The sequence below is a fragment of the Bacillus silvicola genome (genome assembly GCF_050524305.1).
Lineage (GTDB): Bacteria > Bacillota > Bacilli > Bacillales > Bacillaceae_G > Bacillus_A > Bacillus_A cereus_AT.
This window is the reverse complement of record NZ_JBNGVC010000008.1, coordinates 1-17,145: the sequence shown is the minus strand read 5'-3', so window position 1 is coordinate 17,145 and position 17,145 is coordinate 1. Positions and strand designations below refer to the sequence as shown.

Sequence of the window (17,145 nt, the reverse complement as noted above, 5' to 3'; positions counted from 1 at the left end):
TGAAAAAAAGAGCCATGCGGGAACATGACTCTTTTCATAGGGTATTCTACGAAAATACCTAGAATTCAATTATCTGATTATAGATTATCATAATTTGATTTATAATCAAATAGCAAAAAATAGGTGTTTTTGTTGATTCCCTCAATTAAGGAGGAATTAACTTAGATATGACAAAAAAAATTATTGATTTTGGACAAGCTGACAAAAAGGCAAAAGAAAGAGATAGTAAAATTAATAGCATTTATGAAAAGCTTGAAGGTAGTGGTGGACTTTCTGAAGAAGAAAGAGTCATTATGCTACAAGTATTAAGTAAAATGTCTGGTGGAGAAGAGTATTTTATAGGGAAGAAGAAAAAACCTACAGATCGGGTGAGATTTGTCCAAATGATTACAGAGAATATTGATTATTTATGTGAAATTGGCTATTTAACTCAACCAGAAAAGGCATTTTTATTTGATATTTCAAGATTTCTAGAATTTAAATCAAATGTCATTGTTGAAAAAAATGAAGAAGATGATATAAAACCGAATACGGCATCTCCTAGTTATTTAGCTAAGAAATTAGGGAAAACAAGGACTTCTATTTCAAAAATAATGAATGAATTGCTTGAAAAAGGGGTTTTAGGAGTTGCAGAAACAGGTGTAATAACTGAAGATGGAAGGACTTGTTCAGCAAGAACTTGGTTTGTTAACCCCAATATATTATGTAATTCACCTAAAGATGATATTGATAGAGCAACTCAACAAATTTTTTCAAAAGCGTTACGTAATATCAAAATTGAAGGTAATAAGAAAAAACATAAACTACCAATTTATTTATTTTAGATGTCGATTTTATATTGACATCTTTTTTTTATGTGTTTTTACATTTTTTAGGTGTTAAAAAAAATTAACACAGGTGTTAAAAAAAATTAACACCTCATGTCTTATAAACCCTTGATATTACTGACTTTCTTCACTTTGCTCTTCTCACTCTTATATATAAAGCTAAAAGTTCCGCAAGGAACAGGTAGTATTTTTGAGCAAACAACGCTCAAAAATCTCCACCTTCATAATAAAAAAGTCGGTTCGTTAATCCTCACCTAAAAGCTAATGCTTTTCTTTTTTATTATGTCCTTGTAAAACTTTTTTCGGCGGGTTTTTAGCTTTCGCCAAGCCGAACAGACCAAAAACGGGGTTAAGTTGCTCGACTTGGATCAGAAATTATACCCGCCGAACCGCTAGTTCTATCGATTTAAATAATAAGCTTATTTAATATTCAGTTACGTTAAGTTCTTGGGGGCTAGCCCCCAAACCCCCAGCCAGCACTCACACCCAAAAACAGGGTAAAATAGCATGATAAAACATTTTTACACCTTAAAATCACGTTATTATAAATAAGTTTGGTAGTCTTTAATTAACCTTTAATTTAACCTCAAACTTAAGGGAGATGTATAAATGAACATTGGTAAACAGATACATTATTTTCGTAAACGGGATAATATGTCCCAAGAGGAGTTAGCAGCAAAAATTCATGTTTCCAGACAATCTATTTCTAACTGGGAAAATGAAAGAAACTATCCAGATATTCATAATTTACTAATGATGAGTATTCTCTTTAATGTCTCCCTGGATGATTTAGTTAAAGGAGATGTAAAGATCATGAAAGAAGAGCTTCAAAAATTAACTTTCTTTAAGTGGAGTTATATCATGTTAGCATCAATGATTATACTTCCTATTTCTATTGCACCTGTATTTTATTTTTTTGGTTATTATGGCCTTATAATACCTTTGGTACTTACGATTTTGCTTATGTTTTCATCACAGCAAGTTGAAAACATAAAAAAAGAGCATAATTTAAAAACTTATCGTCAAATAGTTGATTTTATAGAGGGAAAACCTGTAAGTGAAGTAAAGCCTAATATAAAAGACAAATTATTAAAAATAGGTTTGATGCTTGCAAGTGCTTTAATTAGTTATAGTTTGATTTATTTAGGATTGAGTGTATTTGGAAGATAACTTAGAAAACTATTAAAAGTTCTCCGGATTGTTTAACTGGAGGACTTTTGTGTTTACATAATTTTTGTTATCAGAAGTAAAATTTAACTTGAAAATAGCTAATTTTATCAGTTGTTGAATGTCTGAAAAAAATCAAACCAATGATATTGTTAAGATCCTTTGGCAATTTCTTGCTGTGATGACTATCATAGTGACTTTTTCTCCAGTAACAACTATTAGTAGCTAATTACCATAAGGAATTATTTCTGAAATTTGCTATTTTTTAGAAAGTATGTTAATTTAAGAAAGACCTATTTTTGTTCGGTTTGAGATTAAGAATAAATTTTGTTTTTCGTCTAAGGTATTTGAGCAAGGGTAGTAACATATGTGTGGGTATCCACACTAGGAGGCAACAATTATGGAACAAGGTAAAGTAAAATGGTTTAATGCAGACAAAGGTTTTGGATTCATCGAGCGTCAAGGTGGAGAAGACGTATTCGTACATTTCTCAGCTATCCAAATCGACGGTTACAAATCTTTAGACGAAGGACAAAGTGTAACGTTTGAAGTAGAACAAGGACAACGTGGCCTACAAGCTACTAATGTTCAAAAAGCTTAATATTAGTTCATGAAAGACCCTCATGTAGGGTCTTTTTTTGATTTTGTTATAATATTCCGAATACAACTTTTTAAGGGGATTTGGGGTGCTTAACTCTTAATGAAAAAGAAGATGTTAGGGGTATCGCCAGCATTTTGGAAAAAAACCACGCTAAGTAAAAAATAAGCTGTCCATCTGGACAGCTTATTTACATAACTACCGTTAGCAGAAGTAATTTTTGTTGTGTTATTTTGGGTCAACATATCAAAAAAAATAGATAATGATGTTTTTAATTGGGTTGTTGAATCTTTCACGATAACTAATTTATAAATAAAAGCTCATTATAATAAGTTGGCCTTTTTTTCCTATTTTTCGTACACCTTCGTCAATAAAGCCACATTTTTTATATAGCGATTGTGCAGTAATGTTTTTAATATTTACCGCTAATACTATTTCATTAATATGTGGATATTCTTTACGAACAAAATCAGGTAGGGACAATAATGATTGTTTCGCATACCCTTTTCCTTGATTATAATAATCCGTTGAAAACGCTCGTAATAACATAGCTTTTGGATTTTCAGAGTAAGGCTTTACACCTGCATTTTCATGAAGCACGAAAAATGTTACAAGTTCATTATTTGCAAGAAATAATATAGAATGTCTGTCAGTATCGGCTCTTGATAATTCTACACATTTCTTTGGTGTACCTGTAAATTGTAACTGTTCCTCGGATAATTCATAGTTTTCTACTTGTTCCTTAAATCGTTCTTCATATTCAAATAATTCCATAATGTCCTCCCATTAATTCTGTCCGTTTGTGGATTGTCTCATTGTAGTTCTCTTCCATGTATAAATTCCCACTCTTTCCAAGACATAATTTCAAGTTCCGGTCTGGGTTTATCTTCTAACATGGAAATAAACTCAACTGAGTGGCCATCTGGATCTGTAAAATAAATTGACACAGCAGGCATAAAAGGGAAGACCATTAATTCCTCGGAATTTCCACCAAAAAAATTTTCAGATTCAATCCCTAATTTATTTAAATAATCTCTTGCTTTAATAATATCCATCACATCTACTTTAAAAGCAAAATGTTGACGCTGAATCTCCGGTGAAGGATAGTTTTCTCTAATCCCAAACATGGCTTCTCCAGGATTTCCAATCCAATAGAATTTAGATTTCCGATTAGAATCTTCATATAAAGGAATGATGTTGAGTAATTTTTCATAGAATTCAGCGGATATTTTATAATTACTTACATTAATATGTGTTTCAAAAATCCCTTTAATCATTTGAATCCCCCTTTTTTCATATTATACTATCCAGGAGAAATGATATATTATGTAATTTTGGCTGTATAGGATATTCATATAGAGTTAACATAACGTCCTATTATCGGTAGCAAGAAACAAAGCATAAACCCTTTGATATCAAAGGGTTTATGCTTTTCGTTTTTTATTGTTTTATGCATAAATTTATACATTGTTGAGATATTAGGATTTTTCAGGCTTATGAATGTCCTGTATTAGTACAAAAATATGTATAGAATTCTGTATAAAAAAAGTCCTGCATATAAGCAAGGCTTTTTCTATTTCCAAAATTGCCACCACTTTTTTTGTTGGGTGGCTGCAATCAATTTTTTGGTCTCCTGGGTTTCACGGATCATAGATATTAGGTTTTGGTCACGTTCATCTATTTTTTGAAGCACTATTCTTTGGAATTCTTGTTGTTGTTTTTGCTGTTCAGTTAACCATTCTTTTAAATTTTCTTCATGTTTTTTAAGCTGTTCAGATACTCTTTCAGCAACAATTCTATCAAACTCCTGAACATCTACAAATCCTTGTTCTACTTGGATTTGTTCAGGTTGTTGTTTAGTTGTTTGGATGGGTTCAATGTCTATGTATTCAGAGAATCCTTCTTTACTGAGGAGTTCAATAATCTGTTTCGTTTGGAGGTTTCTTTTATTTCTCATTTTAGCTATAAATTGAAAAATAGGTATACATTCTTGGTGAATTAAATACTTGTTCTTTTCACCTTGTTGGAATTTTAAAAAACTACTGTAGGTTTGACAGTTTCGTTTTATAGTCATAGCTGATACTTTTATTTCTTTCGCTACTTCTTCAGCTGATAACCAGTCTTTTTGTTGCACTGTTCAGATCACCATCCTTCTAAACACCTAAACATCTGAACTAAACACCATTCAAACAACTAAACAATTCTATGGCTGACAAGGGTTTCCCTGTTTTTCTGTTCAGATGACTGTTTAGATAATATACAACTAGTTTAACATCTGAACATCTAAACAGTCATCTGAACAAGCAATATGAGCATACATATATATTTGTGTGAAAAATGTGTTCTTTGTTTTTTTATTGTGGATAAAAAGGAGGTATGTCTGATGAATATCATTCATATAGAAACCAAAAATCATTATATAAGTGAAAAAGAAAATGAAATGGAAACTATACCAGTTATAAATCGGATATATTATGAAAATGGAGAGATTAAATTCGAAATATCAGGGGAAAGAAATGTTCCTACTAGATGGTTGGATAAATAAACAAGAAGGATCATTCTTTATGAAAAGGGATGATCCTTCTTGTTTATTACCGCTAACGGAAACTATGTTAAAAAGCTAGTATGGATCTACTTTTTTCTTTTTGTCCATAACGTTTTAACCTCTTTGTTTTCTGTATTTTGAAAGTATACTTTTGTTATGTGTTTTGAGGATATTAGGGGATTCGGTGTAAAGTCAATATTTAAAGATGTTCGAATGTAAACTAATATTGAAAAGTTTACATTCGAACCTTTTTTGAAAATCTAATAATGCTATGAGTATTTACAACATAGTTTTGGTTGTTAATAAGAAAAAGAGTCCTAAATTAATAGGACTCCTTTTTAATTTAAATAGGGATATTAAATGTTTAATTAACAAGGTTATATTAAGATTGTATATATTCTTGATAAATCTTTTGTGAATCTATTTCTGAAATGTTTCGTTTTTTCATTTCATTTTTAATGAGATCTATTTCTTGATACATAGCTGTTGAAAGAATTCCTTTTGCTATGTTTTTATTAATTTCTATAAAAAAACCTACTAAAAGAGCATCTGATAATTGTTTATATAAAGACAAAAATTTTTCCTCCTCATAAAAAAATCATACAGATAAAACATTGTTATTTCCTATATATTCTGCAAACTAAATTTTCACCCTGGTTTACTTAGACGGAATATTGATGAACAAAATTAATAATTGTATCTGTGTATATACTATATCTTAATTTCATAATTTTAGTATATATATAATATTTCAATTTCTAATGTAAACAAATATTTAAAAGTTTACTTTCAAAAGGAGCTGCTTGCTTCTGCTAAAAAAAACTATAAGAAAAGACACTCTTATAAGAGTGTCTTTTCTTTATGGGTGTTCTTGCCCTTTCTATATCTCCTAATAGGGCTATCCACTCATCAATGGATTTCGGCAAGCGACGGCATGTCGCCAAGCCGAACATATTAAAAACAAGAGGATGTTAATAAAATGGGATTGTTGTAAAAGTAGTAGGATATATACTTTGAGATGTATATTCTATATCTGGATAATATTGTATTGTTTCATGATAAGGTATAGCTGGATGATAATAGTATGGCATATGTTGTATTGCATGTTGTACTGCATGGATTGTTACTTGAGCTGCATGGAGTGAAAAGACTGGGCCTGCTTGTCTGTTTCCAATATAGTAAGGATTTATCATAATAATTCACCTCAGTTAAAAATAAATAAACATTTATATAATATGTCTAAAAATTAAACAAAGTGTTTAATTTTAAATCAATGAAAAACAAACAAATCGTATAAAATCAGTATAGCTTGTCTGATAGATTCTTTTGGATGTGTAGGAAGTTAAAGCGAGGTTAGGGATTAATTTGGAGCGTCTGAAGCGCATGTAACAAGTTTGGATGATGTTGATTTTATAGATTAAAAATCGTGAAATGAAATACAATCATAGACCATGCTCCAATTTGACATCACATAAATATGTATACTATGTGATTCTTTTATGGAGGTGAGTCTATGCAAATGTCAATGCCTTACGGAACTGGTGGGATGCAGAAATGTCGTTGTTGCCAAGGTACAGGATTTTGTCGTTATTGTAGTGGTATGGGGAATTGTTGTTGTTGTGGTGGAAGTGGGTGTCATCATTGTCAAGGAAGTGGATGTTGTCCGTGTTGTCACAGTGGCAGAAAATGTGGGTGTTGTGGTGGATCAGGTATTCAGTCGCCAATAGGTGGAATGAAATAAATGTAATTAAACGAGTTATATATGGTGTCTGTCAACGGTAAGCGGACTGGAGGGAGCATTAAGGAGTTGACAGATTCACTACACCCAAACCCTCTTGTGGTTGTCAAACGGTACGCGTTTGACCCTGCCTACCGGCGAGGGAGCCCCTCAAGGATTGAGGGGTTGGGGAGTTCGAATGGATGGGGTCTGGGGAAGAGTTCCCCAGTGGGTTTGGGCAAAGCCCAAGGTCTTGTTTTTTGCCGCGTAATACGTGGTTCGGCATAGCCGAAAAGCGTCGCAGACCCCTATCGATTTTGATGCGTTAGCGTCAAAATAAGTATAGGGTTACGTCAATTGACACAATTTCGTCGCCTTGCTAGACTTATTGTATCAATTAATCTAGGGGAAGTGGTGGCACTTTATGTTGTTCTCTATCTCATTTAATCAATCTCACCAAAGTTCATTAAGCCATAATAACAGAGAAAATATTCATGGGAATCCTGGCATAAATCCATCCAAGTTAGATGAAAATATCTACTTTGTTCAAAAGGACATCCGAAGTGTATACAAGGATGTCTTTCAAGAAGCGGTGGACAAGTATAATGAGAAACAAAAACGCAATGACCGTAAGATTCAGGACTACTATGACAAAATACATAAAAATGAAAAGACACATGAGCAACGAGAATTGGTTGTAGCGATTGGGGAAGGTAAGGACGACCCAAAGTATAGGGAAGCTAAAAAAGAAGCGTTAAAACAGTATGCGGAGGCGTTTCAAGGGCGAAATCCAAATCTAGCAGTCTATAACATGGTTTTACATGATGATGAAGCAAATCCGCATTTACATATTAACTATGTACCGAATTTCGAAAGTAGTCGAGGATTAACGAGGCGTGTCGGAATGGATAGAGCCTTGCAACAACAAGGCGTGCAAGGAAAAGGGACGGAGTTAATTGCGAATTGGAGACAATTAGAAACGGCCTATATTGAGCAATTAGCGAAAGAACACATTCCGAATTTTGAACGTGCCAATGTAGGTTCACATAAATACATGAAAGTCCGTCAATACAAGGAATATGCAGAAACAAGATCAATTGTTGAGAATCAAGTACAAGAAAAAGAAATGCATTTACAAACGATTGACCATCATTTAAAAAATGTTGAAGAGAAAACAAACGAATTAGAAGTAGCGAAAAAGAGTTTAGAAAGTGATGTTGTTGATAAGTACAAAGAATTAGAGATAGTAAAACAACAAGTAGAGAGTGAAAGTGAAAAGCTACAGCTAATTGGTGAGTGTCATGTAGAGTTAGCAAATAGAGTAAAACAAATGCAAAAAGAATTAGATAGTGCTACGAATCAAGTACCAAATGAAGCTGTTAAAATTCCATTTTTACGTAAAGAAGTAGTAATAGAAGTACAGGATAAAATGTTTGGAAAAGCTGAAATCACGAAGAAACAGACAAGAAATTATGTGTTATCACCAGAACAATATCAAGAATTAACACAGCAGGTGAATGCAGCGGTTACTATCAAAAAGGATTATAAGCGTTTGAAAAAGACAGATTTTGTGAAAGAGAATGAGAGTTTAAAAGTGCATGCAGAGGGATGGATGAAAGAGAATCGAACGCTGAAACAAGAAAAAAGTCAGTTACAAAAAGAAGTTGGTGTATTAAATAGAGAAATAAGCTTGTTAAAGGTTCATATAAAGGATTTACAAGTAAATATAAGGGTTTTGTATCAACAGACAAAGAAAGTCTTTAAAGAGAAATTTAAGGCGTTTAGGGGGCTTATTAAAGAAAATTTGGATAGAAAGGGAATTAATAATTATTTTGAGAATGAACATAAGAAAGAAATTAATAAACATAGGGGATCTGATATGGAACGGTAAACCAGGTTATTGAAAACGTGATAGAATGAAAAAAAGAGCCATGCGGGAACATGACTCTTTTCATAGGGTATTCTACGAAAATACCTAGAATTCAATTATCTGATTATAGATTATCATAATTTGATTTATAATCAAATAGCAAAAAATAGGTGTTTTTGTTGATTCCCTCAATTAAGGAGGAATTAACTTAGATATGACAAAAAAAATTATTGATTTTGGACAAGCTGACAAAAAGGCAAAAGAAAGAGATAGTAAAATTAATAGCATTTATGAAAAGCTTGAAGGTAGTGGTGGACTTTCTGAAGAAGAAAGAGTCATTATGCTACAAGTATTAAGTAAAATGTCTGGTGGAGAAGAGTATTTTATAGGGAAGAAGAAAAAACCTACAGATCGGGTGAGATTTGTCCAAATGATTACAGAGAATATTGATTATTTATGTGAAATTGGCTATTTAACTCAACCAGAAAAGGCATTTTTATTTGATATTTCAAGATTTCTAGAATTTAAATCAAATGTCATTGTTGAAAAAAATGAAGAAGATGATATAAAACCGAATACGGCATCTCCTAGTTATTTAGCTAAGAAATTAGGGAAAACAAGGACTTCTATTTCAAAAATAATGAATGAATTGCTTGAAAAAGGGGTTTTAGGAGTTGCAGAAACAGGTGTAATAACTGAAGATGGAAGGACTTGTTCAGCAAGAACTTGGTTTGTTAACCCCAATATATTATGTAATTCACCTAAAGATGATATTGATAGAGCAACTCAACAAATTTTTTCAAAAGCGTTACGTAATATCAAAATTGAAGGTAATAAGAAAAAACATAAACTACCAATTTATTTATTTTAGATGTCGATTTTATATTGACATCTTTTTTTTTATGTGTTTTTACATTTTTTAGGTGTTAAAAAAAATTAACACAGGTGTTAAAAAAAATTAACACCTCATGTCTTATAAACCCTTGATATTACTGACTTTCTTCACTTTGCTCTTCTCACTCTTATATATAAAGCTAAAAGTTCCGCAAGGAACAGGTAGTATTTTTGAGCAAACAACGCTCAAAAATCTCCACCTTCATAATAAAAAAGTCGGTTCGTTAATCCTCACCTAAAAGCTAATGCTTTTCTTTTTTATTATGTCCTTGTAAAACTTTTTTCGGCGGGTTTTTAGCTTTCGCCAAGCCGAACAGACCAAAAACGGGGTTAAGTTGCTCGACTTGGATCAGAAATTATACCCGCCGAACCGCTAGTTCTATCGATTTAAATAATAAGCTTATTTAATATTCAGTTACGTTAAGTTCTTGGGGGCTAGCCCCCAAACCCCCAGCCAGCACTCACACCCAAAAACAGGGTAAAATAGCATGATAAAACATTTTTACACCTTAAAATCACGTTATTATAAATAAGTTTGGTAGTCTTTAATTAACCTTTAATTTAACCTCAAACTTAAGGGAGATGTATAAATGAACATTGGTAAACAGATACATTATTTTCGTAAACGGGATAATATGTCCCAAGAGGAGTTAGCAGCAAAAATTCATGTTTCCAGACAATCTATTTCTAACTGGGAAAATGAAAGAAACTATCCAGATATTCATAATTTACTAATGATGAGTATTCTCTTTAATGTCTCCCTGGATGATTTAGTTAAAGGAGATGTAAAGATCATGAAAGAAGAGCTTCAAAAATTAACTTTCTTTAAGTGGAGTTATATCATGTTAGCATCAATGATTATACTTCCTATTTCTATTGCACCTGTATTTTATTTTTTTGGTTATTATGGCCTTATAATACCTTTGGTACTTACGATTTTGCTTATGTTTTCATCACAGCAAGTTGAAAACATAAAAAAAGAGCATAATTTAAAAACTTATCGTCAAATAGTTGATTTTATAGAGGGAAAACCTGTAAGTGAAGTAAAGCCTAATATAAAAGACAAATTATTAAAAATAGGTTTGATGCTTGCAAGTGCTTTAATTAGTTATAGTTTGATTTATTTAGGATTGAGTGTATTTGGAAGATAACTTAGAAAACTATTAAAAGTTCTCCGGATTGTTTAACTGGAGGACTTTTGTGTTTACATAATTTTTGTTATCAGAAGTAAAATTTAACTTGAAAATAGCTAATTTTATCAGTTGTTGAATGTCTGAAAAAAATCAAACCAATGATATTGTTAAGATCCTTTGGCAATTTCTTGCTGTGATGACTATCATAGTGACTTTTTCTCCAGTAACAACTATTAGTAGCTAATTACCATAAGGAATTATTTCTGAAATTTGCTATTTTTTAGAAAGTATGTTAATTTAAGAAAGACCTATTTTTGTTCGGTTTGAGATTAAGAATAAATTTTGTTTTTCGTCTAAGGTATTTGAGCAAGGGTAGTAACATATGTGTGGGTATCCACACTAGGAGGCAACAATTATGGAACAAGGTAAAGTAAAATGGTTTAATGCAGACAAAGGTTTTGGATTCATCGAGCGTCAAGGTGGAGAAGACGTATTCGTACATTTCTCAGCTATCCAAATCGACGGTTACAAATCTTTAGACGAAGGACAAAGTGTAACGTTTGAAGTAGAACAAGGACAACGTGGCCTACAAGCTACTAATGTTCAAAAAGCTTAATATTAGTTCATGAAAGACCCTCATGTAGGGTCTTTTTTTGATTTTGTTATAATATTCCGAATACAACTTTTTAAGGGGATTTGGGGTGCTTAACTCTTAATGAAAAAGAAGATGTTAGGGGTATCGCCAGCATTTTGGAAAAAAACCACGCTAAGTAAAAAATAAGCTGTCCATCTGGACAGCTTATTTACATAACTACCGTTAGCAGAAGTAATTTTTGTTGTGTTATTTTGGGTCAACATATCAAAAAAAATAGATAATGATGTTTTTAATTGGGTTGTTGAATCTTTCACGATAACTAATTTATAAATAAAAGCTCATTATAATAAGTTGGCCTTTTTTTCCTATTTTTCGTACACCTTCGTCAATAAAGCCACATTTTTTATATAGCGATTGTGCAGTAATGTTTTTAATATTTACCGCTAATACTATTTCATTAATATGTGGATATTCTTTACGAACAAAATCAGGTAGGGACAATAATGATTGTTTCGCATACCCTTTTCCTTGATTATAATAATCCGTTGAAAACGCTCGTAATAACATAGCTTTTGGATTTTCAGAGTAAGGCTTTACACCTGCATTTTCATGAAGCACGAAAAATGTTACAAGTTCATTATTTGCAAGAAATAATATAGAATGTCTGTCAGTATCGGCTCTTGATAATTCTACACATTTCTTTGGTGTACCTGTAAATTGTAACTGTTCCTCGGATAATTCATAGTTTTCTACTTGTTCCTTAAATCGTTCTTCATATTCAAATAATTCCATAATGTCCTCCCATTAATTCTGTCCGTTTGTGGATTGTCTCATTGTAGTTCTCTTCCATGTATAAATTCCCACTCTTTCCAAGACATAATTTCAAGTTCCGGTCTGGGTTTATCTTCTAACATGGAAATAAACTCAACTGAGTGGCCATCTGGATCTGTAAAATAAATTGACACAGCAGGCATAAAAGGGAAGACCATTAATTCCTCGGAATTTCCACCAAAAAAATTTTCAGATTCAATCCCTAATTTATTTAAATAATCTCTTGCTTTAATAATATCCATCACATCTACTTTAAAAGCAAAATGTTGACGCTGAATCTCCGGTGAAGGATAGTTTTCTCTAATCCCAAACATGGCTTCTCCAGGATTTCCAATCCAATAGAATTTAGATTTCCGATTAGAATCTTCATATAAAGGAATGATGTTGAGTAATTTTTCATAGAATTCAGCGGATATTTTATAATTACTTACATTAATATGTGTTTCAAAAATCCCTTTAATCATTTGAATCCCCCTTTTTTCATATTATACTATCCAGGAGAAATGATATATTATGTAATTTTGGCTGTATAGGATATTCATATAGAGTTAACATAACGTCCTATTATCGGTAGCAAGAAACAAAGCATAAACCCTTTGATATCAAAGGGTTTATGCTTTTCGTTTTTTATTGTTTTATGCATAAATTTATACATTGTTGAGATATTAGGATTTTTCAGGCTTATGAATGTCCTGTATTAGTACAAAAATATGTATAGAATTCTGTATAAAAAAAGTCCTGCATATAAGCAAGGCTTTTTCTATTTCCAAAATTGCCACCACTTTTTTTGTTGGGTGGCTGCAATCAATTTTTTGGTCTCCTGGGTTTCACGGATCATAGATATTAGGTTTTGGTCACGTTCATCTATTTTTTGAAGCACTATTCTTTGGAATTCTTGTTGTTGTTTTTGCTGTTCAGTTAACCATTCTTTTAAATTTTCTTCATGTTTTTTAAGCTGTTCAGATACTCTTTCAGCAACAATTCTATCAAACTCCTGAACATCTACAAATCCTTGTTCTACTTGGATTTGTTCAGGTTGTTGTTTAGTTGTTTGGATGGGTTCAATGTCTATGTATTCAGAGAATCCTTCTTTACTGAGGAGTTCAATAATCTGTTTCGTTTGGAGGTTTCTTTTATTTCTCATTTTAGCTATAAATTGAAAAATAGGTATACATTCTTGGTGAATTAAATACTTGTTCTTTTCACCTTGTTGGAATTTTAAAAAACTACTGTAGGTTTGACAGTTTCGTTTTATAGTCATAGCTGATACTTTTATTTCTTTCGCTACTTCTTCAGCTGATAACCAGTCTTTTTGTTGCACTGTTCAGATCACCATCCTTCTAAACACCTAAACATCTGAACTAAACACCATTCAAACAACTAAACAATTCTATGGCTGACAAGGGTTTCCCTGTTTTTCTGTTCAGATGACTGTTTAGATAATATACAACTAGTTTAACATCTGAACATCTAAACAGTCATCTGAACAAGCAATATGAGCATACATATATATTTGTGTGAAAAATGTGTTCTTTGTTTTTTTATTGTGGATAAAAAGGAGGTATGTCTGATGAATATCATTCATATAGAAACCAAAAATCATTATATAAGTGAAAAAGAAAATGAAATGGAAACTATACCAGTTATAAATCGGATATATTATGAAAATGGAGAGATTAAATTCGAAATATCAGGGGAAAGAAATGTTCCTACTAGATGGTTGGATAAATAAACAAGAAGGATCATTCTTTATGAAAAGGGATGATCCTTCTTGTTTATTACCGCTAACGGAAACTATGTTAAAAAGCTAGTATGGATCTACTTTTTTCTTTTTGTCCATAACGTTTTAACCTCTTTGTTTTCTGTATTTTGAAAGTATACTTTTGTTATGTGTTTTGAGGATATTAGGGGATTCGGTGTAAAGTCAATATTTAAAGATGTTCGAATGTAAACTAATATTGAAAAGTTTACATTCGAACCTTTTTTGAAAATCTAATAATGCTATGAGTATTTACAACATAGTTTTGGTTGTTAATAAGAAAAAGAGTCCTAAATTAATAGGACTCCTTTTTAATTTAAATAGGGATATTAAATGTTTAATTAACAAGGTTATATTAAGATTGTATATATTCTTGATAAATCTTTTGTGAATCTATTTCTGAAATGTTTCGTTTTTTCATTTCATTTTTAATGAGATCTATTTCTTGATACATAGCTGTTGAAAGAATTCCTTTTGCTATGTTTTTATTAATTTCTATAAAAAAACCTACTAAAAGAGCATCTGATAATTGTTTATATAAAGACAAAAATTTTTCCTCCTCATAAAAAAATCATACAGATAAAACATTGTTATTTCCTATATATTCTGCAAACTAAATTTTCACCCTGGTTTACTTAGACGGAATATTGATGAACAAAATTAATAATTGTATCTGTGTATATACTATATCTTAATTTCATAATTTTAGTATATATATAATATTTCAATTTCTAATGTAAACAAATATTTAAAAGTTTACTTTCAAAAGGAGCTGCTTGCTTCTGCTAAAAAAAACTATAAGAAAAGACACTCTTATAAGAGTGTCTTTTCTTTATGGGTGTTCTTGCCCTTTCTATATCTCCTAATAGGGCTATCCACTCATCAATGGATTTCGGCAAGCGACGGCATGTCGCCAAGCCGAACATATTAAAAACAAGAGGATGTTAATAAAATGGGATTGTTGTAAAAGTAGTAGGATATATACTTTGAGATGTATATTCTATATCTGGATAATATTGTATTGTTTCATGATAAGGTATAGCTGGATGATAATAGTATGGCATATGTTGTATTGCATGTTGTACTGCATGGATTGTTACTTGAGCTGCATGGAGTGAAAAGACTGGGCCTGCTTGTCTGTTTCCAATATAGTAAGGATTTATCATAATAATTCACCTCAGTTAAAAATAAATAAACATTTATATAATATGTCTAAAAATTAAACAAAGTGTTTAATTTTAAATCAATGAAAAACAAACAAATCGTATAAAATCAGTATAGCTTGTCTGATAGATTCTTTTGGATGTGTAGGAAGTTAAAGCGAGGTTAGGGATTAATTTGGAGCGTCTGAAGCGCATGTAACAAGTTTGGATGATGTTGATTTTATAGATTAAAAATCGTGAAATGAAATACAATCATAGACCATGCTCCAATTTGACATCACATAAATATGTATACTATGTGATTCTTTTATGGAGGTGAGTCTATGCAAATGTCAATGCCTTACGGAACTGGTGGGATGCAGAAATGTCGTTGTTGCCAAGGTACAGGATTTTGTCGTTATTGTAGTGGTATGGGGAATTGTTGTTGTTGTGGTGGAAGTGGGTGTCATCATTGTCAAGGAAGTGGATGTTGTCCGTGTTGTCACAGTGGCAGAAAATGTGGGTGTTGTGGTGGATCAGGTATTCAGTCGCCAATAGGTGGAATGAAATAAATGTAATTAAACGAGTTATATATGGTGTCTGTCAACGGTAAGCGGACTGGAGGGAGCATTAAGGAGTTGACAGATTCACTACACCCAAACCCTCTTGTGGTTGTCAAACGGTACGCGTTTGACCCTGCCTACCGGCGAGGGAGCCCCTCAAGGATTGAGGGGTTGGGGAGTTCGAATGGATGGGGTCTGGGGAAGAGTTCCCCAGTGGGTTTGGGCAAAGCCCAAGGTCTTGTTTTTTGCCGCGTAATACGTGGTTCGGCATAGCCGAAAAGCGTCGCAGACCCCTATCGATTTTGATGCGTTAGCGTCAAAATAAGTATAGGGTTACGTCAATTGACACAATTTCGTCGCCTTGCTAGACTTATTGTATCAATTAATCTAGGGGAAGTGGTGGCACTTTATGTTGTTCTCTATCTCATTTAATCAATCTCACCAAAGTTCATTAAGCCATAATAACAGAGAAAATATTCATGGGAATCCTGGCATAAATCCATCCAAGTTAGATGAAAATATCTACTTTGTTCAAAAGGACATCCGAAGTGTATACAAGGATGTCTTTCAAGAAGCGGTGGACAAGTATAATGAGAAACAAAAACGCAATGACCGTAAGATTCAGGACTACTATGACAAAATACATAAAAATGAAAAGACACATGAGCAACGAGAATTGGTTGTAGCGATTGGGGAAGGTAAGGACGACCCAAAGTATAGGGAAGCTAAAAAAGAAGCGTTAAAACAGTATGCGGAGGCGTTTCAAGGGCGAAATCCAAATCTAGCAGTCTATAACATGGTTTTACATGATGATGAAGCAAATCCGCATTTACATATTAACTATGTACCGAATTTCGAAAGTAGTCGAGGATTAACGAGGCGTGTCGGAATGGATAGAGCCTTGCAACAACAAGGCGTGCAAGGAAAAGGGACGGAGTTAATTGCGAATTGGAGACAATTAGAAACGGCCTATATTGAGCAATTAGCGAAAGAACACATTCCGAATTTTGAACGTGCCAATGTAGGTTCACATAAATACATGAAAGTCCGTCAATACAAGGAATATGCAGAAACAAGATCAATTGTTGAGAATCAAGTACAAGAAAAAGAAATGCATTTACAAACGATTGACCATCATTTAAAAAATGTTGAAGAGAAAACAAACGAATTAGAAGTAGCGAAAAAGAGTTTAGAAAGTGATGTTGTTGATAAGTACAAAGAATTAGAGATAGTAAAACAACAAGTAGAGAGTGAAAGTGAAAAGCTACAGCTAATTGGTGAGTGTCATGTAGAGTTAGCAAATAGAGTAAAACAAATGCAAAAAGAATTAGATAGTGCTACGAATCAAGTACCAAATGAAGCTGTTAAAATTCCATTTTTACGTAAAGAAGTAGTAATAGAAGTACAGGATAAAATGTTTGGAAAAGCTGAAATCACGAAGAAACAGACAAGAAATTATGTGTTATCACCAGAACAATATCAAGAATTAACACAGCAGGTGAAT

The 17,145-nt window shown here is 32.3% G+C and carries 22 protein-coding genes; 12 read left to right on the top strand and 10 right to left on the bottom strand.

Annotated features, from left to right (window positions below):
- Positions 1-167: 167 nt before the first annotated feature.
- From ACP6L7_RS11310 to ACP6L7_RS11300, 3 genes are all read left to right on the top strand, one after another.
- Entirely contained in the window at positions 168-824 is a 657-nt protein-coding gene (locus ACP6L7_RS11310; RefSeq protein WP_000162377.1) for a MarR family transcriptional regulator, read from the top strand.
- 612 nt (positions 825-1,436) lie between these two features.
- Complete coding sequence (locus tag ACP6L7_RS11305; protein WP_097832653.1) at positions 1,437-1,997, top strand: helix-turn-helix domain-containing protein; 561 nt, start codon at positions 1,437-1,439, stop codon at positions 1,995-1,997.
- A gap of 397 nt (positions 1,998-2,394) precedes the next feature.
- Positions 2,395-2,595, top strand: a complete 201-nt coding sequence (locus ACP6L7_RS11300; RefSeq protein ID WP_000434820.1) for a cold-shock protein — start codon at positions 2,395-2,397, stop codon at positions 2,593-2,595.
- A gap of 303 nt (positions 2,596-2,898) precedes the next feature.
- On the opposite strand, the gene ACP6L7_RS11295 is transcribed toward ACP6L7_RS11300, so the two are convergent.
- The 3 genes from ACP6L7_RS11295 to ACP6L7_RS11285 all read right to left on the bottom strand — a co-directional run bounded on the left by ACP6L7_RS11295 (position 2,899) and on the right by ACP6L7_RS11285 (position 4,726).
- Positions 2,899-3,366 carry a GNAT family N-acetyltransferase gene (locus ACP6L7_RS11295; RefSeq protein ID WP_097832652.1) on the bottom strand — a complete coding sequence of 156 codons (468 nt, stop codon included), beginning with the start codon at positions 3,364-3,366 and terminating at the stop codon, positions 2,899-2,901.
- A gap of 38 nt (positions 3,367-3,404) precedes the next feature.
- A complete protein-coding gene (locus tag ACP6L7_RS11290; RefSeq protein ID WP_097832651.1) occupies positions 3,405-3,869 on the bottom strand; it encodes a VOC family protein in 465 nt (154 codons plus the stop codon).
- A gap of 296 nt (positions 3,870-4,165) precedes the next feature.
- On the bottom strand, positions 4,166-4,726 hold the full coding sequence (locus ACP6L7_RS11285) for a DUF3967 domain-containing protein (protein WP_430529232.1): 561 nt from the start codon (positions 4,724-4,726) through the stop codon (positions 4,166-4,168).
- Positions 4,727-4,975: 249 nt separating this feature from the next.
- On the opposite strand from ACP6L7_RS11285, the gene ACP6L7_RS11280 reads away from it, so the two are divergent.
- Complete coding sequence (locus ACP6L7_RS11280) at positions 4,976-5,137, top strand: hypothetical protein (protein WP_328053887.1); 162 nt, start codon at positions 4,976-4,978, stop codon at positions 5,135-5,137.
- A gap of 382 nt (positions 5,138-5,519) precedes the next feature.
- Here ACP6L7_RS11280 and ACP6L7_RS11275 read toward each other — a convergent pair whose 3' ends face one another.
- The gene (locus ACP6L7_RS11275; protein WP_097832657.1) at positions 5,520-5,711 is read right to left on the bottom strand and encodes a hypothetical protein; all 192 of its coding nucleotides are present in this window, start codon (positions 5,709-5,711) and stop codon (positions 5,520-5,522) included.
- A 397-nt stretch (positions 5,712-6,108) separates the two neighbouring features.
- Positions 6,109-6,330: a hypothetical protein gene (locus tag ACP6L7_RS11270; protein WP_430529231.1), complete on the bottom strand. Its 222-nt coding sequence runs from the start codon at positions 6,328-6,330 to the stop codon at positions 6,109-6,111.
- A gap of 320 nt (positions 6,331-6,650) precedes the next feature.
- On the opposite strand from ACP6L7_RS11270, the gene ACP6L7_RS11265 reads away from it, so the two are divergent.
- The 5 genes from ACP6L7_RS11265 (at position 6,651) to ACP6L7_RS11245 (ending at position 11,367) form a co-directional block, all read left to right on the top strand.
- Positions 6,651-6,878, top strand: coding sequence for a hypothetical protein (locus tag ACP6L7_RS11265; protein ID WP_176539493.1), 228 nt, complete (start codon positions 6,651-6,653; stop codon positions 6,876-6,878).
- A gap of 400 nt (positions 6,879-7,278) precedes the next feature.
- Entirely contained in the window at positions 7,279-8,745 is a 1,467-nt protein-coding gene (locus ACP6L7_RS11260; RefSeq protein WP_430529233.1) for a plasmid recombination protein, read from the top strand.
- Positions 8,746-8,938: 193 nt separating this feature from the next.
- A complete protein-coding gene (locus tag ACP6L7_RS11255) occupies positions 8,939-9,595 on the top strand; it encodes a MarR family transcriptional regulator (RefSeq protein WP_000162377.1) in 657 nt (218 codons plus the stop codon).
- A 613-nt stretch (positions 9,596-10,208) separates the two neighbouring features.
- Complete coding sequence (locus tag ACP6L7_RS11250) at positions 10,209-10,769, top strand: helix-turn-helix domain-containing protein (protein WP_097832653.1); 561 nt, start codon at positions 10,209-10,211, stop codon at positions 10,767-10,769.
- A gap of 397 nt (positions 10,770-11,166) precedes the next feature.
- Positions 11,167-11,367, top strand: a complete 201-nt coding sequence (locus tag ACP6L7_RS11245; RefSeq protein WP_000434820.1) for a cold-shock protein — start codon at positions 11,167-11,169, stop codon at positions 11,365-11,367.
- 303 nt (positions 11,368-11,670) lie between these two features.
- Here the strand turns inward: ACP6L7_RS11245 and ACP6L7_RS11240 are convergent, their stop codons facing one another.
- The 3 genes from ACP6L7_RS11240 to ACP6L7_RS11230 all read right to left on the bottom strand — a co-directional run bounded on the left by ACP6L7_RS11240 (position 11,671) and on the right by ACP6L7_RS11230 (position 13,498).
- Entirely contained in the window at positions 11,671-12,138 is a 468-nt protein-coding gene (locus ACP6L7_RS11240; protein WP_097832652.1) for a GNAT family N-acetyltransferase, read from the bottom strand.
- Between the two features lie 38 nt (positions 12,139-12,176).
- Positions 12,177-12,641, bottom strand: a complete 465-nt coding sequence (locus tag ACP6L7_RS11235) for a VOC family protein (RefSeq protein ID WP_097832651.1) — start codon at positions 12,639-12,641, stop codon at positions 12,177-12,179.
- A gap of 296 nt (positions 12,642-12,937) precedes the next feature.
- Positions 12,938-13,498 carry a DUF3967 domain-containing protein gene (locus tag ACP6L7_RS11230; RefSeq protein ID WP_430529232.1) on the bottom strand — a complete coding sequence of 187 codons (561 nt, stop codon included), beginning with the start codon at positions 13,496-13,498 and terminating at the stop codon, positions 12,938-12,940.
- Between the two features lie 249 nt (positions 13,499-13,747).
- Here ACP6L7_RS11230 and ACP6L7_RS11225 point away from each other — a divergent pair, with 249 nt between their 5' ends.
- Positions 13,748-13,909: a hypothetical protein gene (locus ACP6L7_RS11225; protein ID WP_328053887.1), complete on the top strand. Its 162-nt coding sequence runs from the start codon at positions 13,748-13,750 to the stop codon at positions 13,907-13,909.
- A gap of 382 nt (positions 13,910-14,291) precedes the next feature.
- On the opposite strand, the gene ACP6L7_RS11220 is transcribed toward ACP6L7_RS11225, so the two are convergent.
- Positions 14,292-14,483, bottom strand: a complete 192-nt coding sequence (locus tag ACP6L7_RS11220; RefSeq protein WP_097832657.1) for a hypothetical protein — start codon at positions 14,481-14,483, stop codon at positions 14,292-14,294.
- A 397-nt stretch (positions 14,484-14,880) separates the two neighbouring features.
- Positions 14,881-15,102, bottom strand: a complete 222-nt coding sequence (locus ACP6L7_RS11215; protein WP_430529231.1) for a hypothetical protein — start codon at positions 15,100-15,102, stop codon at positions 14,881-14,883.
- 320 nt (positions 15,103-15,422) lie between these two features.
- Between ACP6L7_RS11215 and ACP6L7_RS11210 the strand changes: the two genes are divergently transcribed.
- Positions 15,423-15,650 (top strand): hypothetical protein, encoded by a 228-nt coding sequence (locus ACP6L7_RS11210; protein WP_176539493.1) that lies wholly within the window; start codon positions 15,423-15,425, stop codon positions 15,648-15,650.
- A gap of 400 nt (positions 15,651-16,050) precedes the next feature.
- The coding region (locus ACP6L7_RS11205; protein WP_430529230.1) for a plasmid recombination protein at positions 16,051-17,145 on the top strand (1,095 nt) is incomplete at its 3' end.

Coding starts and splice junctions, on each gene's coding strand:
- ACP6L7_RS11255 (WP_000162377.1), top strand. CDS start 8,939: ATGACAAAAAAAATTATTGATTTTGGACAAGCTGACAAAAAGGCAAAA.
- ACP6L7_RS11235 (WP_097832651.1), bottom strand. CDS start 12,641: ATGATTAAAGGGATTTTTGAAACACATATTAATGTAAGTAATTATAAA.
- ACP6L7_RS11245 (WP_000434820.1), top strand. CDS start 11,167: ATGGAACAAGGTAAAGTAAAATGGTTTAATGCAGACAAAGGTTTTGGA.
- ACP6L7_RS11260 (WP_430529233.1), top strand. CDS start 7,279: ATGTTGTTCTCTATCTCATTTAATCAATCTCACCAAAGTTCATTAAGC.
- ACP6L7_RS11250 (WP_097832653.1), top strand. CDS start 10,209: ATGAACATTGGTAAACAGATACATTATTTTCGTAAACGGGATAATATG.
- ACP6L7_RS11310 (WP_000162377.1), top strand. CDS start 168: ATGACAAAAAAAATTATTGATTTTGGACAAGCTGACAAAAAGGCAAAA.
- ACP6L7_RS11210 (WP_176539493.1), top strand. CDS start 15,423: ATGCAAATGTCAATGCCTTACGGAACTGGTGGGATGCAGAAATGTCGT.
- ACP6L7_RS11290 (WP_097832651.1), bottom strand. CDS start 3,869: ATGATTAAAGGGATTTTTGAAACACATATTAATGTAAGTAATTATAAA.
- ACP6L7_RS11225 (WP_328053887.1), top strand. CDS start 13,748: ATGAATATCATTCATATAGAAACCAAAAATCATTATATAAGTGAAAAA.
- ACP6L7_RS11305 (WP_097832653.1), top strand. CDS start 1,437: ATGAACATTGGTAAACAGATACATTATTTTCGTAAACGGGATAATATG.
- ACP6L7_RS11295 (WP_097832652.1), bottom strand. CDS start 3,366: ATGGAATTATTTGAATATGAAGAACGATTTAAGGAACAAGTAGAAAAC.
- ACP6L7_RS11300 (WP_000434820.1), top strand. CDS start 2,395: ATGGAACAAGGTAAAGTAAAATGGTTTAATGCAGACAAAGGTTTTGGA.
- ACP6L7_RS11280 (WP_328053887.1), top strand. CDS start 4,976: ATGAATATCATTCATATAGAAACCAAAAATCATTATATAAGTGAAAAA.
- ACP6L7_RS11265 (WP_176539493.1), top strand. CDS start 6,651: ATGCAAATGTCAATGCCTTACGGAACTGGTGGGATGCAGAAATGTCGT.
- ACP6L7_RS11215 (WP_430529231.1), bottom strand. CDS start 15,102: ATGATAAATCCTTACTATATTGGAAACAGACAAGCAGGCCCAGTCTTT.
- ACP6L7_RS11240 (WP_097832652.1), bottom strand. CDS start 12,138: ATGGAATTATTTGAATATGAAGAACGATTTAAGGAACAAGTAGAAAAC.
- ACP6L7_RS11270 (WP_430529231.1), bottom strand. CDS start 6,330: ATGATAAATCCTTACTATATTGGAAACAGACAAGCAGGCCCAGTCTTT.